Genomic DNA, 13,185 nt, shown 5'->3' with positions numbered 1-13,185 from the left:
GACGTATTCAGGCGTCGCCCGAGGCGTTGAGCCGCTCGCGAAGCTCCTTGCCGCTCTTGAAGAAGGGCACAGACTTGGCCGGCACCTCCACCGCCTCGCCCGTGCGCGGGTTGCGGCCCGCCCGGGCCGGCCGCGAACGCACCGAAAAAGCGCCGAAACCGCGCAGCTCAACCCGGCCTCCGCCGCTCATGGCGTCGATCATCCGGTCCAGCACGATGTTCACCACCCGCTCAACCTCCGCCTGGGTGAGGTGGGTGTTTTCCGCGGCCAGCTTTTCGATGAGCTGCGACTTGATCATCGGTGATCGGCCCCCGCCATGTGATGTTCCCGGCCCCCGGCGCGCGTCCGGGCGACATCTAAGCCCCGACCTTAGCCATCCTTGGCCCTGCGAATAAAGCCCCACACGCGATTCAGACGCGAATTCGTCCTTAATCTTCAATGGATGTGAAAAAGGCGGCCGGGTCGCCCCGGCCGCCTGATCCGTCTTCGATGGGGCGAAGGCCTACTCCTTGGAGCCGGCCTTCTCGCGCAGGGCCGCGCCCAGGATGTCACCCAGCGACGCGCCGGAGTCCGAGGACCCGAACTGATCGATGGCTTCCTTCTCGTCCTTCATCTCCAGCGCCTTGATCGACACCGAGACGCGGCGGGTGGCCTTGTCCACGGAGGTGATCATGGCGTCGGCGCGGTCACCCACGGCGTAGCGCTCGGGGCGCTGCTCGGCGCGGTCGCGCGACAGGTCGGACTTCCGGATGAAGGCCGAAACCGGGGTGTCATCCTCGCCGAACTTGACCTCGATGCCGCCGCTCTCGATCGCCGTCACGGTGACGGTGATCTGCTGACCCTTGCGGTAGGTGTCGCCTTCCATGGGGTCGCCGCCCAGTTGCTTGACGCCCAGGGAGACGCGCTCCTTCTCGATGTCCACGTCCAGCACCTTGGCCTTGATGGTCTCGCCCTTGTGGTAGCGCTGGATGGCTTCCTCGCCGGAGACGTTCCAGTCCAGATCGGACAGGTGCACCATGCCGTCGATGTCGTTGTCCAGGCCCACGAACAGGCCGAACTCGGTGGCGTTCTTGACTTCGCCCTCGACGGTCGAGCCGATCGGGTGGGCTTCGACGAAGGCTTCCCACGGGTTGTTCTGGGCCTGCTTCAGGCCCAGCGAGATGCGGCGCTTGGCGCTGTCCACGTCCAGGACGACCACATCCACTTCCTGCGAGGTGGAGACGATCTTGCCCGGATGGACGTTCTTCTTGGTCCAGGACATTTCCGAGACGTGCACCAGGCCCTCGACGCCGGCCTCCAGCTCCACGAAGGCTCCGTAGTCGGTGATGTTGGTGATGCGGCCCGTCATCTTGGCGCCGGCCGGGTACTTGGCCTCGACGCCTTCCCACGGGTCGGCCTGCAGCTGCTTCATGCCGAGGCTGATGCGCTGGGTGTCCGGGTTGATCTTGATGATCTGCACCTTGACCGTGTCGCCCACGGCCAGGACCTGCGACGGGTGGGACACGCGCTTCCAGCTCATGTCGGTGACGTGCAGCAGGCCGTCGATGCCGCCCAGATCCACGAACGCGCCGTAGTCGGTGATGTTCTTGACCACGCCGTCGCGGACTTCGCCCTCGGCCAGCTGGCCGACCAGCTCGGTGCGCTGCTCGGCGCGGGCTTCTTCCAGGATGGCGCGACGCGAGACGACGATGTTGCCGCGCGGACGGTCCATCTTCAGGATCGCGAAGGGCTGCTCCTTGCCCATCAGCGGGCCGACGTCGCGCACGGGACGGATGTCCACCTGCGAACCGGGCAGGAACGCCGAGGCGCCGCCCAGATCGACGGTGAAGCCGCCCTTCACGCGGCCGACGATGGCGCCCATGACCGGCTGCTCATCGGCGAACACGCCTTCCAGACGGGTCCAGGCTTCCTCGCGGCGGGCCTTGTCGCGGCTGATGACCGCTTCGCCCAGCGCGTTCTCGACGCGCTCCAGATAGACCTCGACGTTGTCGCCCACCTTGGGCAGGTCGGCGCCGTCGCCCTGGCCGAACTCGCGCATGGCGATGCGGCCTTCGGTCTTCAGGCCGACATCGACGATGACGATGTCCTTTTCGATGCCGACGACGCGGCCATGGACGACCTGGCCTTCGCCGAGATCACGGCCGGAAAGCTGTTCGTCCAGAAGGGCGGCGAAATCGTCGCGGGTGGGGGTGAGTGTGTCGGTCATGAGGTTGGTGTTGTTTCTGAAAAAGAGTTTGGCGCGCGAACGGAATCCGCGCGGCGGTTGAAAGGAGATGTCAGGCAGTGGCGATGCGGGCGGCATGAAAAACCGGCCTGAACGCCCGCGGCTCGTCGAGGGACCGGTGCGTTGGATTTGTCCGCGGGGTTCTAGAACCCGTGCCGGACGCGCGCCGCCTCGACGACGCGGCGGGCCGCATCGAAGGCGGCCTCTATATCCATTTCGGTGGTGTCCAGCAAGACCGCGTCGTCGGCCATGACCATGGGGGCCGCGCCGCGTCCGGCGTCGCGCTCGTCCCGCCGGATGATGTCGGCCAGCATGTCGTCGAAGGCGATGGCCTCGCCCCGCCCCGTCAGCTGCAGCCAGCGGCGGTGCGCCCGCGTCTCGGGTCTGGCCGTCACGAACAGCTTCACCGGCGCGTCCGGCGCGATCACCGTGCCAATGTCGCGTCCGTCCAGAACCGCCCCGCCCGCCTGCCTGGCGAAATCCTGCTGCAGCTTCAGCAGCGCCGCACGCACCCCGGGGTGGGACGCCACGCGGCTGGCCGCCTCGCCCGCCCCCCGGCTGGTCAGGGCCGCTTCGTCGATCAGGTCGCCCGGCGTGACGCTCCCGGCCGCCCGCGTCGCGGCCTCGGCGTCGCCAGATCATCCCCCGCCGCCAGGACCTTCAGCCCGGTGGCGCGGTATAGCAGCCCTGTATCCAGGTGCGGCAGGCCGTAATGGGCCGCCAGGCGCGAGGCGATGGAGCCCTTGCCCGAGGCGGCCGGGCCGTCGACGGCGATGATGAGGGAGGGGGTCATCGGGGCTCGATAGAGGCCCCCAGTCCCTGCATCAACTCCACGAACCCCGGAAAGCTGGTGGCGATCATGCCGGGATCATCCACCGCGACCGGCTCTTCGCTGTTCAGCCCCAGCACCAGATGGCTCATGGCGATGCGGTGGTCGTGGGCCGTGCGCACGGTGGCGCCGCCCTGCACGCACGGACTGCCGGTGACGATGAAGCCCTCCGGCTCTTCCTCAACCTTGACCCCGCACGCGGCCAATCCGGCGGCCATGAGCGAAATCCGGTCGCTTTCCTTGACCCGCATCTCGCCGATGCCACGCATCACGGTCGCGCCTTCCGCATAGGCCGCCGTGGCCGACAGGATCGGATATTCGTCGATCATGGAGGCCGCCCGCTCGGTCGGGACCGTGATCCCCTTCAAAGCCGAATGCCGCGCGGTGACGTCGCCGACCTCCTCGCCGCCCGCCATGCGCCGGTTGGCGATGGTCAGATCCGCGCCCATCTCGATCCAGGTCTGGAACAGGCCGGTGCGCAGGGGATTCAGCATCACCCCCTCGACCGTCACCACCGAGCCCGGAACGATCAGCCCCGCCGCCAGCGGAAAGGCGGCCGAGGACGGATCGCCCGGCACCGCCACATGGGTCCCCGTCAGTCGCTGCCCACCCTGCAGTCGCGCCACGCGCCCCTCCCCGGTCTCGGACACGTAAACCACCGCTCCAAAGGCCCGCAGCATGCGCTCGGTGTGGTCGCGGCTGGGCTCCGGCTCGATCACCGCCGTCTCACCCGCCGCATTCAGCCCCGCCAGCAGGATGGCCGACTTCACCTGGGCCGAGGCCACGGTCTGGCGATAGACCATGCCCTTCAGACCGCCGCCGTGCAGCGTCAGGGGCAGCCGGTCCTCCGCCCCGCCCCAGTCAAAACGAGCGCCCATGTCCGACAGCGGGCCGGTGACCCGCTTCATGGGCCGCTTTCTCAGCGAGGCGTCGCCATCGAAGGTGACGGACAGATCGAACCCGGCCGCCACGCCCATCAACAGGCGCACCCCGGTTCCGGCGTTGCCGCAGTCGATGACGCCGGACGGCGTCTGGTAGCCGCCCCGCCCTTCGACCCGCCAGGCGCCGTCGCCGGTTCGCTGCACAAGTGCGCCGAACGCTTCGACCGCCCGGGCAGTGGCCAGGATGTCGTCGCCTTCCAGCAGGCCCTCGATGGTGGTGTCGCCCATCGCCAGGCCGCCCAGCATCAGGGCCCTGTGGGACATGGACTTGTCGCCCGGCGCACGCACGGCGCCGGTCAGCGCGCGCGAGCGGCGCGCGGTCAGAATTTCAGAGAATGTCACCCGCGATTCCGTGGGTCGAATTGCAATCAGATGCGCCTGGCGCGGAATCCGCTTTTGACAGCGGCCTCCGGTGGTGGCAAGGGAGCCGCCCGAATTCAAATCGACCAACCGTAAGGCTCGAACCTTGGCCAATCCCGAACTGGGCGCGAAGCAACTCTGCCCGAACTGCCAGGCGAAGTTCTACGACCTGAACCGCCGCCCGGCCCACTGTCCCAAATGCGACACCGAGTTCGACCCGGAGGAAGCCGTCAAGGCTCGACGCGGCAAGGGCCGTGCGCCCTTCGCCGACGAGACCGAAGAGGATCAGGTCAAGGCCAAGCCCGCCGACGCCGATGAGGACGAGGAGGAGGAAGTCACCGCCCCCGAGATCGACCAGGGCGGCGACGAGCCCATCCTGACGCCGGACGACGATGACGACGACACCAGCGACGACGCCGGCCTCAAGGTCAGTGACGGCGACGACGATGACGACATCTCCGACGACGACGATGATTCCGTGCCCTTCATCGAGGACGAGGACGACGATTCCATCGACGAGGAAATCACGAAAAGCGCCAAGAAGGACGACGACTGAATCGGGATGAAAAAATAGGCGGCTGAAGGGCTTGATCGCCCTATCGGCCTGACATAGGTTCCGCCGCCTTCACCGACCCCATCCCGATGGCGGCGGCGAGGACCGACCCGAAAGTTTCGGGGCTATAGCTCAGTTGGTAGAGCGCTTGAATGGCATTCAAGAGGTCAGCGGTTCGACTCCGCTTAGCTCCACCATAAACCCCTCGCCGAAACCCGGCGGGGGGTTTTCCATTTCCGGGATGATGCTGGAGCGAAAGGCCGCTACGGCCGCACGGACAGCGCCTGCGGGCGCGTCACGGCGTCCAGGTCAGGCGGCCAGTTCGGCGCGCGTCTCGGGCGCCGCCAGGGCGACCACCGCCTGAACCGGCTCGGCCAGGAGCTCCCGGGTCGGCTGGCTCGCCGCCAGCGCCCGCTCCAGGCCCGATGTCGCGATCACCAGCGGCGTATCCGACGCCTTCATGGCGATGGCCTTCAGGATCGAGGCCTGTTCGCGGATGGCGCGCAGGGCCTGCATGGGGTCGCTGTCGAACTGTTTGTGGGCCGACGCCAGAATCCGCATGGCCTGGTCCTTGGCCGCCGCCTCGGCTCCGGCGCCCTTCGGCGCGTCCGCCTTGCGCTTTCTCGGCCCGGAATATTCGCCCGAGTTGAAGCGCCGACGGTCGGGGCCCACATAGCCCACCGCCTCGATCCAGTTGCGCGGCTTCAGGGACACCACCTCGACCCGCTTGGTCAGGTCGCCGGAGGTGAAGGGCTTTCTCAGGAACTCGTGCACGCCGGAGTCCCGCGCGCCCAGAATGCTGGCGGCCGTGGCCTCGGCCGTGATCATGATGATCGGAACCTTGCGGCAGACCAGATTGGAGCGCCGCACCGCCTTGGCGAAGGCCTCCCCGTCCAGATTCGGGCCCTTGTACTCGGTGAAGATCAGGGTGGGCTCGAATTCGCGGCACACATCCAGGGCCGCCCGGCCCTCGCCCCGGTGCACCACCACGCCCACGCCCAGCCCCTTCAGACTCTCGACCAGCAGCTTCGCCGCCGTCGCATTGGGATCGACGATCAGCACACGTTTCAGCGTGGGGGCCATCCTGGCCAGGCTTTTTGCGTCAGTGGTGAACACGGGCGACTCCGGCGAACGATCTTGGTTACCCACTTTGGGTAAAGATCGCCTTGACGCTGAAGCGAGGTGTTAGGTTCCAGGGGCCAGGGCTTAGGGAGGACGGCATCATGCAGGTGCGATCCTATCGCGACCTCATCGTCTGGCAAAAGGGCATGGAGTTGGCGGCCGACGTCTATCGTCTGACACGTCTGCTGCCGAAACAGGAAGAGTATCGGATCACCGCCCAATTGATCCGCGCTGCGACATCCGTCCCGGCCAACATCGCCGAAGGTCACGGACGCGGCACGCGTAAGGACTACGCTCACTTCATCAGTATCGCGAAAGGCTCGCTGGCCGAGTTGGAGACCTTCTTGCTCCTGGCCCGCAACCTGGACCTCGCGCCTCGTGACAAGTGCGAAGCCGTGCTGAACAGCGCTGAGGAAGTTGGCCGAATGCTCACCGCCCTCCGCAGCAAGCTCGCCCCTAAAACCTAGCGCCTAGCACCTGGCGCCTGGCGCCTGGAACCTAACCCTCGAACGGGTCCCGCATCAAAATCGTGTCGTCCCGCTCGGGGCTGGTGGACAGCAGGGCCACCGGCGCCTCGATCAGCTCTTCGATCCGGCGCACATATTTGATCGCCGCGGCGGGCAGGTCCTTCCACGACCGGGCGCCTGGGTGCTCTCGCTCCAGCCTTCCAGCGTCTCGTAGACCGGCTGCACGCCCGCCTGATCCTTCATGCCGGCCGCAGGTAATCCAGCTCCCGGTCGCCGATCCGGTAGCCGGTGCAGATCTTCAGCTCATCAAATCCGTCCAGAACATCCAATTTGGTGAGGGCGATGCCGTGGATGCCGTTCACGGCGATGGACTGCCGCACCAGCACCGCGTCGAACCAGCCGCAGCGCCGCGCCCGGCCCGTCACCGTGCCGAACTCACGGCCCCGGTCGGCGATGCGCTCGCCCACCGGGTCGAACAGCTCGGTCGGGAACGGCCCCTCGCCCACCCGGGTGGTGTAGGCCTTCACGATGCCCAGCACATAGCCCACCGAACGCGGCCCCAGGCCCGAGCCCGCCGCCGCCTGTCCCGCCACCGTGTTCGACGAGGTCACATAGGGATAGGTGCCGTGATCCACGTCCAGCAGGGTGCCCTGGGCGCCCTCGAACAGGATGCGTTTGCCCTCGCGGTAGAACCGATCCAGCGTCCGCCACACCGGCTGCCCCGCATAGATCAGCACCTTGGGCGCCACCTCCAGCAGGGCGGCCTTCAGCCCGGCCACGTCCACTTCCGGCAGGTCCAGCCCTTTCCTCAGGGCGTTATGGTGGGCCAGCAAACGCTCGATCTTGGCGTCCAGCGCCTCGGGGTCCGACAGGTCCCCCACGCGGATCGCGCGCCGCCCGGCCTTGTCCTCATAGGCCGGGCCGATGCCCCGCCCGGTGGTGCCGATCTTGGTCTTGCCCGCCTGCGCCTCGCGCGCCTGGTCCAGGTCCTTGTGCAGCGGCAGGATCAGGCAGGCGTTGTCCGCCAGGCTCAGGATCTCCGGGGTGATCGACACCCCCTGCGCCTCGATGCGGCCGATCTCGTCCAGCAGGGCCCAGGGGTCCACCACCACGCCGTTGCCGATCACCGACGGCTTCTGCTGCACCACGCCCGAGGGCAGCAGGCTCAGCTTGTAGACCTTGTCGCCCACCACCAGCGTATGGCCGGCGTTGTGACCGCCCTGGAACCGCACCACCACATCGGCCCGGTTCGACAGCCAGTCGACGATCTTGCCCTTGCCCTCGTCACCCCACTGGGCGCCGACCACCGCGACGTTCGCCAAGACATTACACTCCGCTGGAATTGCGGGAGCACGCTATACCGGGGGAATCGCTCCGTGTCCCCCTCTCCTGCCCATTTCGTGGCAGGCAGCCGAACCCTCGACGCAGGCTCAGCGCAGCGCTTCCCCGAACGCCCAATCCAGCCACGGCGTCGCGGCTTCCACGTCAGCCCTCTCCACCGTGCACCCGCACCACAGCCTCAGCCCCGGCGGCGCATTGCGGTGCGGCTCCATGTCGAACACCGCGCCCTCGTCTTCCAGCAGGTCCTTGAACCGCTTCACGAAGGCGCGCTGGTCCTCCGCCGGCAGGCCCGTCACCCGCGGGTCCGTGAACTTCAGACACACAGACGTCGTCGACCGGATTTCCGGCCGCACGGCCAGGAAGTCGATCCAGTCGGTCCGCTCCACCCAGTCGCTCAGCGCCGCGAAATTCGCGTCCGTCCGTGCGATCAGCGTCTCCAGCCCGCCGATGCCCTGCGCCCACTCCAGGGCGTCGATCCAGTCCTCGATGGTCATCACCGAGAAGGTGTTGATCATGGTCCCGGTCGCCAGCGCCCGGTCGAACCCCTTGCCGTCCTGCAGCCTCAGCACCTTGGGGATGGGCCAGGGCGCCCGGTAAGTGTCCAGCCGCGCCACGGCCCGCGGCGACAGCACCGCCACCCCGATCCCGGCCTCGCCGCCCAGCGCCTTCTGGAACGAGAAGGTCGTCACATCCAGCTTCGGCCAGTCCAGCGGCATGGCGAACGCCGCCGAGGTGGCGTCGCAGATGCTCAGCCCCTCGCGCTCATTGCTGATGAAGTCGGCATTGGGAACCCGCACGCCCGAGGTGGTCCCGTTCCACGGAAACACCACATCCTTCGCCGGATCGACCCGCGACAGGTCCGGCAGCTCGCCCCACGGCGCCTCGATGACCTCCGGGTCCAGCTTCAGGTGGTCGCGCACGTCCGCGGCCCACGTCAGGCCGAAATTCTCAAAGGCCACCACCTGCACCGGCCGCTGCCCTAGCATGGCCCACAGCGCCGCCTCCACCGCCCCCGTATCCGACGCCGGCAGGTAACAGGCCACATAGTCATCCGGGACCTGCAGCACCTCGCGCGTCAACCGCAGGGCATAGGCGAACCGCTCCACCACCTCGGGCGCCCGGATGCCCCGGCCCAGCAGATCGGTGGGCAGGCCCGCCAGCGACCAGCCCGGCCGCTTGGCGGTCGGCCCGGCGGAGAACCACGGCCGCGCCGGCTTCACGGAAGGCTTCGATCCCGCCGTCATCATGCCTTGCCCGGCGCATAGGGCCGGTCCGCCCGCCATTTCTCGGCGAATTTCACCAGATTGTGGTCCTGATACTCCGGCAAGGTCACCATCAGCTTCGCCAGCAGGTCGCCGCGCTTGCCGCCCGCGAACGCGCCCTTGCCCTTCAGCCGCAGCACCTGGCCCGAGTTGGACGCCTTGGGAATGGTCATGCTGACCGCCCCGTCCGGCGTCTTCACCGTCACCTTGCCGCCCAGCACGGCGTCGGGCACCGACACCGGCAGGTCCATGTGCAGGTCCGCGCCTTCGCGGCGATAAAGGGGGTGTGGCTGGACCTTCAGCTCGATCAGGGCGTCGCCGGCCTCGCCGCCACGCCCCGGCATGCCCTGTCCGCGCAGGCGGATGGTCTGGCCGTCGCCGGCGCCCTTGGGAATGGTCACGTCCAGGGTGCGCCCGTCCGAGAACTGGATGCGCCGGGTCGCCCCGGTGATCGCGTCTTCAAGACTGATGTCCAGCGTCGCCTTCAGGTCCTGCCCGCGCGCCGCGCCGCGGCCGCCGCCCGGCCGTGCGCCCGCGCCGCCGCCGAACATGCCGAACAGTTCGTCCAGATCGATGCCCTCGAACCCGGCCCTGGCGCCGCCCGCGCCCGGCCCCTGACCAAAGCCCCCCTGCCCGAAGCCGCCGCCCGGACGCGCGCCGCCGCCGCCGCCGAAGCCGCGAAACTGCTCGCGCCCGTCCGCGTCGATCTCGCCCCGGTCAAATTTCTTGCGCTTCTCCTCGTCGCCCAGAATGTCGAAGGCGGCGGTGATGCGCTTGAACCGATCCTCGGCCGCCGTGTCGCCGGGGTTCTTGTCCGGATGGAATTCCTTGGCCAGCTTCCGGAACGCCTTGCGGATATCGTCCTGACTGGCGCCCCGCGCCACGCCCAGTTCCTTGTAGGGATCACCCGCCACGTCCGACCCTGCTCCATAAAGCCAAAGCCGTCAGTTAAGCCATGCGGGCGCAAGCGCAAAGGGGCGGGATGGACTGAGAAGGGTTAAGCACCCGCCTTGAACGCCTCGAACGCCGCCATCAGCTCATGCATCGCCGCCCGCGCCTCGGGCGAGGCGGCGGCCTGTTTGGTCTCTTTCATCATGTCTCCAGTTGAAAACGGGCGGGACAAGCCGCACCCTCGTCACCCGGCTCGCCGCCGGTCCGTTCAGACGCTTTGGGGGCGCCCGTGTCGGATTTTCGAAACTCAGTCTTCCGCCGCTCCGGCGCCGCGCGTGAAGGCGCCTTCAGATGAAAGCCGACGCCCCTTGGGATCGCTTTCTCGATCTGCTTTTCGGAAAGCAAAAGCCCGGCGACCCGGAGCCTCCGCCTCTGCCAGGCCCTTTCCTTTGGGTCCTGCGCACAATGGCCTTCGTCACGGTTGTGGTCGGATTGCTCTGGCTGAGCACATGGTTCGGTTTCGCGGCCAGCGTTCCGGTCATCGGCTCCTGGGGAGCCGCCGTCGGCGCCGAAAGGCTGCTGTTGGCGACCTTGGTCCTGGCGCTCGTCAACGCCATCGTTCGGCTCGGCTACGAGCGCACCCGAAACCGCCGACAAGCTGCTACGGAAACGAGTCCGGAGTGAGCGCTTCGCGCCTTTCCTGCAACCTCACAAGCTGCCCATGCCTAACTTCACCGACCTCGAACTGGCCGTCCTCGACGCCATCGCCGACGAGACGGTCGAGCAGGCGCCCGAGCTGCTGGGCCAGATCGCCGACGCCCGCGTGGTGGACCGCATCCAGACCCGCGCGGGCTTCATCACCCACATCCAGGTCGATCCCGCCCGCACCGCGCCCATAGACTCCGGCCACGCCCGGCTCGGCACCATCCACGCCGACATCGCCGGCCTCGCCGATCCCGTCGCTTCCGCGCCGTCATCGAGCATGGCCGTCTGACCGCGCTCGAAACCGAGACCTACGGTCAGGACGCCTCCGCCATCGACTTCGCCACCGCCCCCTTCGGCGGCCTGTTCCGCATCACGCCGGAGGGGGAGTCCGTCGCGGTCACGTCCCCTGCGCCCGTCGTGCCGACGCCGAACCCGCTGCATCCCATCCAGCAGCCCGCCGGCCCCTTGCCGACCTCCGATCCGCCGCCGGTCAACCTGCAGGATCTCTTCGCCCTCAAGGGGGGACAGCGCCATTCGCCTGAGCGGGCCGGAGGCCTTCAGAGCGCCCGCCTGCCCTTCCCGCTGAACATCCTGTTCATGGCCCTCGATTTCGCCGTGGTCGGTTTCATCGTCGTCTTTTTCCTCGGCCTGAATGAGCGAATTCCGGGCCTGGCGGGCCTCGGCGTCGATACCGCCTTCGCCATCTTCGTGCCCGCCGTAATCGGCCTCACCGTGCTGCGCTGGCTGCTGCTTCGCCTCACGAAGGCCCACGCCGATGGCTGACGCCCGATCCTACCCCCACGCCTTCGCCCTGACCCGCCTGTTGATCACAATAGCCATCGCGTCTGGCCGTTCTTCTTCCTGCCCGCCATTCACCCCCGGGCCGACCTGGATTCCTGGGTCCCGGTGGCCGTCATCGTCCTTGTCGCGGCCCTGGTCGGCCTGTGGCTGCTCCGGTTCGTCCTGCGGCGCATCCGCGCCCGGCGTCGGCTGTCCGACAGCCCCCTTCACCGTCTCCACGGCTGGGTCGAATCCGTCGACGAAGTGGATTTCCTCGAGCCGCCCGGTGTTGAGGACTACCCCCTCTGGCGCGGAACCGTCGTCGACCGGCTCATGCGCCTGATCGGCGCCCGCTCGGAGCACGCGGCGAAGACCGGATCAGCGATGCCTTCCTCCCCTTCGTGCTTCTGGCGTTCGCGATCCTGGCGACCGCGACCTTCGCGCCGGCCTTCGCCGAGACCACATGGAACGCCGCCTTCGCCGTCACCGGCGTGACCCTCTGGTCGGCCATTCCCGTCCTCGGCGGGGTCTTCGCGGCCCTCCAACTGCGCCAGTGGGCCGCCCGGACGCTCAGACAGATAGAGCGGCCTGAGCCGGAACCCATCCCCCGCCCACCGGTTCAATTCCCGTAACCGGAGGATCAGCATGACCAATCGCGTTCGTTTCGCTTCCATCGCCCTGGCCGCCGGCGCGGCCCTTGCGATCGCCGCCTGCAATGAAGAGCCTGTCCCGGCCGGCCGGGACGTCGCCGAGATGATGCCGGACACCAGCGCCCCGGTCGCCGACGCGGACGGCGTGGCGCCCGACGCCGGCGAAACCGGCGTGGCCGAGCCCACCACCCTGCCGCCCGAGGAAGATCAGGGAACCTGAGACGCGCGGTCACCCCGGCGGCGTCTAGACCCCGTAAAGATCGATGACGGCGACACGGTCCGCCTTGGCCGTGGCGAACTCGACCACCACCGCGAAGGCGGTGCGCGCGTCACCCTTCACAGCCACGCAATTGGCCGCGCCCACCTTGCCGTGGCTGATGGCGTGATGGACGATCAGGACGTCATGGTGATCGCGGAACATGTCCGCCGCCAAGGTCCGGACGGCCTCCGCACCCGTAACGTCCGCGTGGCCGTTGCGGCGCAGAACCACCGTCTCGGCCAGGCTCGCTTCGAGCGTTTCCGCACCCGTCAGAAGCCCGATCGCCACCTCCTGCATGAAGGCGTTCTTGGGCGAATTCCGGCAGTCGCCGCTTCTCGTGATCCTGGTCATGGTCATGGTCTCTCCAATGCCTCGGGGTCCCAGCCGGTTCTACAGCCAAACCGCGCCCCCGGCAGCATCGGGAACGTCACCAGCGACACCTCCCACAGGTCCACTTCGCTGAGCACCCGCAGCCGCCCGTCCTTCCTAGCCCGCACCGCCCGAAACCCGATGGACAGCCCATCCAGCGCCCCGGCCCGGGCCAGGGCCCCGGCGAAGCGCGCCTCGGGCGACCAGTCCAGGATGCGCCCGGCCACGAACAGCCCGCGCGCGTCTTCAAGCAGTTCGTCCCACACCCCCACCAGCGCCCGCGCCTCGTGCTGGTGCAGCATCTTCACCCCCGCCGCCCCGCTACGCGCGAGGCTCTCGGCGAACGCCCCGCGCGCCACCACATCCCCGTTCAGGTCCGCCACGCCCCACAACGAGGCGTAGCCCTGGATGAGGAGTGGCGAGTGATCAGTG

16 protein-coding genes, 1 tRNA gene and 3 pseudogenes are annotated in these 13,185 nt (G+C 68.2%); 8 read left to right on the top strand and 12 right to left on the bottom strand.

Features of this window, described 5'->3' with window-relative positions:
- Positions 1–7: 7 nt before the first annotated feature.
- The 4 genes and pseudogenes from MBEBAB_RS06665 to aroA form a co-directional block, all read right to left on the bottom strand.
- Positions 8–298 carry an integration host factor subunit beta gene (locus MBEBAB_RS06665; protein WP_021697180.1) on the bottom strand — a complete coding sequence of 97 codons (291 nt, stop codon included), beginning with the start codon at positions 296–298 and terminating at the stop codon, positions 8–10.
- A 204-nt stretch (positions 299–502) separates the two neighbouring features.
- Positions 503–2,206, bottom strand: a complete 1,704-nt coding sequence (rpsA, locus tag MBEBAB_RS06660; protein ID WP_045318979.1) for a 30S ribosomal protein S1 — start codon at positions 2,204–2,206, stop codon at positions 503–505.
- Between the two features lie 161 nt (positions 2,207–2,367).
- Positions 2,368–3,017, bottom strand: a pseudogene (locus tag MBEBAB_RS06655) ((d)CMP kinase).
- Positions 3,014–4,318 (bottom strand): 3-phosphoshikimate 1-carboxyvinyltransferase, encoded by a 1,305-nt coding sequence (gene aroA / locus MBEBAB_RS06650; protein WP_162471532.1) that lies wholly within the window; start codon positions 4,316–4,318, stop codon positions 3,014–3,016. Before aroA ends, MBEBAB_RS06655 begins: the two are co-directional and overlap by 4 nt.
- A 142-nt stretch (positions 4,319–4,460) precedes the next feature.
- Between aroA and MBEBAB_RS06645 the strand changes: the two genes are divergently transcribed.
- Entirely contained in the window at positions 4,461–4,910 is a 450-nt protein-coding gene (locus MBEBAB_RS06645; RefSeq protein ID WP_021697176.1) for a TIGR02300 family protein, read from the top strand.
- Positions 4,911–5,028: 118 nt separating this feature from the next.
- Positions 5,029–5,104: transfer RNA gene (locus tag MBEBAB_RS06640), tRNA-Ala, on the top strand.
- A gap of 112 nt (positions 5,105–5,216) precedes the next feature.
- On the opposite strand, the gene MBEBAB_RS06635 is transcribed toward MBEBAB_RS06640, so the two are convergent.
- Positions 5,217–6,023: a response regulator gene (locus tag MBEBAB_RS06635; protein WP_021697175.1), complete on the bottom strand. Its 807-nt coding sequence runs from the start codon at positions 6,021–6,023 to the stop codon at positions 5,217–5,219.
- Between the two features lie 107 nt (positions 6,024–6,130).
- On the opposite strand from MBEBAB_RS06635, the gene MBEBAB_RS06630 reads away from it, so the two are divergent.
- Positions 6,131–6,496: a four helix bundle protein gene (locus MBEBAB_RS06630; protein ID WP_021697174.1), complete on the top strand. Its 366-nt coding sequence runs from the start codon at positions 6,131–6,133 to the stop codon at positions 6,494–6,496.
- 31 nt (positions 6,497–6,527) lie between these two features.
- On the opposite strand, the pseudogene MBEBAB_RS06625 reads toward MBEBAB_RS06630, so the two are convergent.
- The 4 genes and pseudogenes from MBEBAB_RS06625 to MBEBAB_RS18620 all read right to left on the bottom strand — a co-directional run.
- Positions 6,528–7,818 (bottom strand): annotated as a pseudogene (locus tag MBEBAB_RS06625) (adenylosuccinate synthase).
- A 108-nt stretch (positions 7,819–7,926) separates the two neighbouring features.
- On the bottom strand, positions 7,927–9,084 hold the full coding sequence (locus MBEBAB_RS06620) for a phosphoserine transaminase (RefSeq protein ID WP_045318985.1): 1,158 nt from the start codon (positions 9,082–9,084) through the stop codon (positions 7,927–7,929).
- Complete coding sequence (locus tag MBEBAB_RS06615; protein ID WP_021697171.1) at positions 9,081–10,013, bottom strand: DnaJ C-terminal domain-containing protein; 933 nt, start codon at positions 10,011–10,013, stop codon at positions 9,081–9,083. The genes MBEBAB_RS06620 and MBEBAB_RS06615 overlap by 4 nt, the downstream gene beginning before the upstream one ends.
- 92 nt (positions 10,014–10,105) lie before the next feature.
- Positions 10,106–10,192: pseudogene (locus MBEBAB_RS18620) on the bottom strand (hypothetical protein); the annotation flags it as partial.
- 149 nt (positions 10,193–10,341) lie between these two features.
- Between MBEBAB_RS18620 and MBEBAB_RS06610 the strand changes: the two are divergent.
- From MBEBAB_RS06610 to MBEBAB_RS06600, 3 genes are all read left to right on the top strand, one after another.
- Positions 10,342–10,674, top strand: coding sequence for a hypothetical protein (locus MBEBAB_RS06610; protein WP_148291457.1), 333 nt, complete (start codon positions 10,342–10,344; stop codon positions 10,672–10,674).
- Between the two features lie 37 nt (positions 10,675–10,711).
- On the top strand, positions 10,712–10,984 hold the full coding sequence (locus MBEBAB_RS06605) for a hypothetical protein (RefSeq protein ID WP_021697168.1): 273 nt from the start codon (positions 10,712–10,714) through the stop codon (positions 10,982–10,984).
- A gap of 128 nt (positions 10,985–11,112) precedes the next feature.
- Positions 11,113–11,478, top strand: a complete 366-nt coding sequence (locus tag MBEBAB_RS06600) for a hypothetical protein (protein ID WP_021697167.1) — start codon at positions 11,113–11,115, stop codon at positions 11,476–11,478.
- A gap of 9 nt (positions 11,479–11,487) precedes the next feature.
- Here the strand turns inward: MBEBAB_RS06600 and MBEBAB_RS06595 are convergent, their stop codons facing one another.
- Positions 11,488–11,838 carry a hypothetical protein gene (locus MBEBAB_RS06595; protein ID WP_045318977.1) on the bottom strand — a complete coding sequence of 117 codons (351 nt, stop codon included), beginning with the start codon at positions 11,836–11,838 and terminating at the stop codon, positions 11,488–11,490.
- Positions 11,839–11,876: 38 nt separating this feature from the next.
- Between MBEBAB_RS06595 and MBEBAB_RS06590 the strand changes: the two genes are divergently transcribed.
- Both MBEBAB_RS06590 and MBEBAB_RS06585 read left to right on the top strand, forming a co-directional pair.
- A complete protein-coding gene (locus MBEBAB_RS06590; protein WP_021697166.1) occupies positions 11,877–12,107 on the top strand; it encodes a hypothetical protein in 231 nt (76 codons plus the stop codon).
- Between the two features lie 13 nt (positions 12,108–12,120).
- Entirely contained in the window at positions 12,121–12,345 is a 225-nt protein-coding gene (locus MBEBAB_RS06585) for a hypothetical protein (RefSeq protein WP_021697165.1), read from the top strand.
- A gap of 24 nt (positions 12,346–12,369) precedes the next feature.
- Here MBEBAB_RS06585 and MBEBAB_RS06580 read toward each other — a convergent pair whose 3' ends face one another.
- Together MBEBAB_RS06580 and MBEBAB_RS06575 are read right to left on the bottom strand one after the other, a co-directional pair.
- Positions 12,370–12,741 carry a hypothetical protein gene (locus MBEBAB_RS06580; RefSeq protein WP_021697164.1) on the bottom strand — a complete coding sequence of 124 codons (372 nt, stop codon included), beginning with the start codon at positions 12,739–12,741 and terminating at the stop codon, positions 12,370–12,372.
- Positions 12,738–13,163: an HK97 family phage prohead protease gene (locus MBEBAB_RS06575; RefSeq protein WP_045318984.1), complete on the bottom strand. Its 426-nt coding sequence runs from the start codon at positions 13,161–13,163 to the stop codon at positions 12,738–12,740. The genes MBEBAB_RS06580 and MBEBAB_RS06575 overlap by 4 nt, the downstream gene beginning before the upstream one ends.
- Between the last annotated feature and the right edge of the window lie 22 nt (positions 13,164–13,185).

The sequence above is a fragment of the Brevundimonas abyssalis TAR-001 genome (assembly GCF_000466985.1).
GTDB classification, from domain to species: Bacteria; Pseudomonadota; Alphaproteobacteria; order Caulobacterales; family Caulobacteraceae; genus Brevundimonas; species Brevundimonas abyssalis.
Note: the sequence above shows the minus strand (reverse complement) of the source record. Positions and strands in the feature narration are given on the sequence as shown.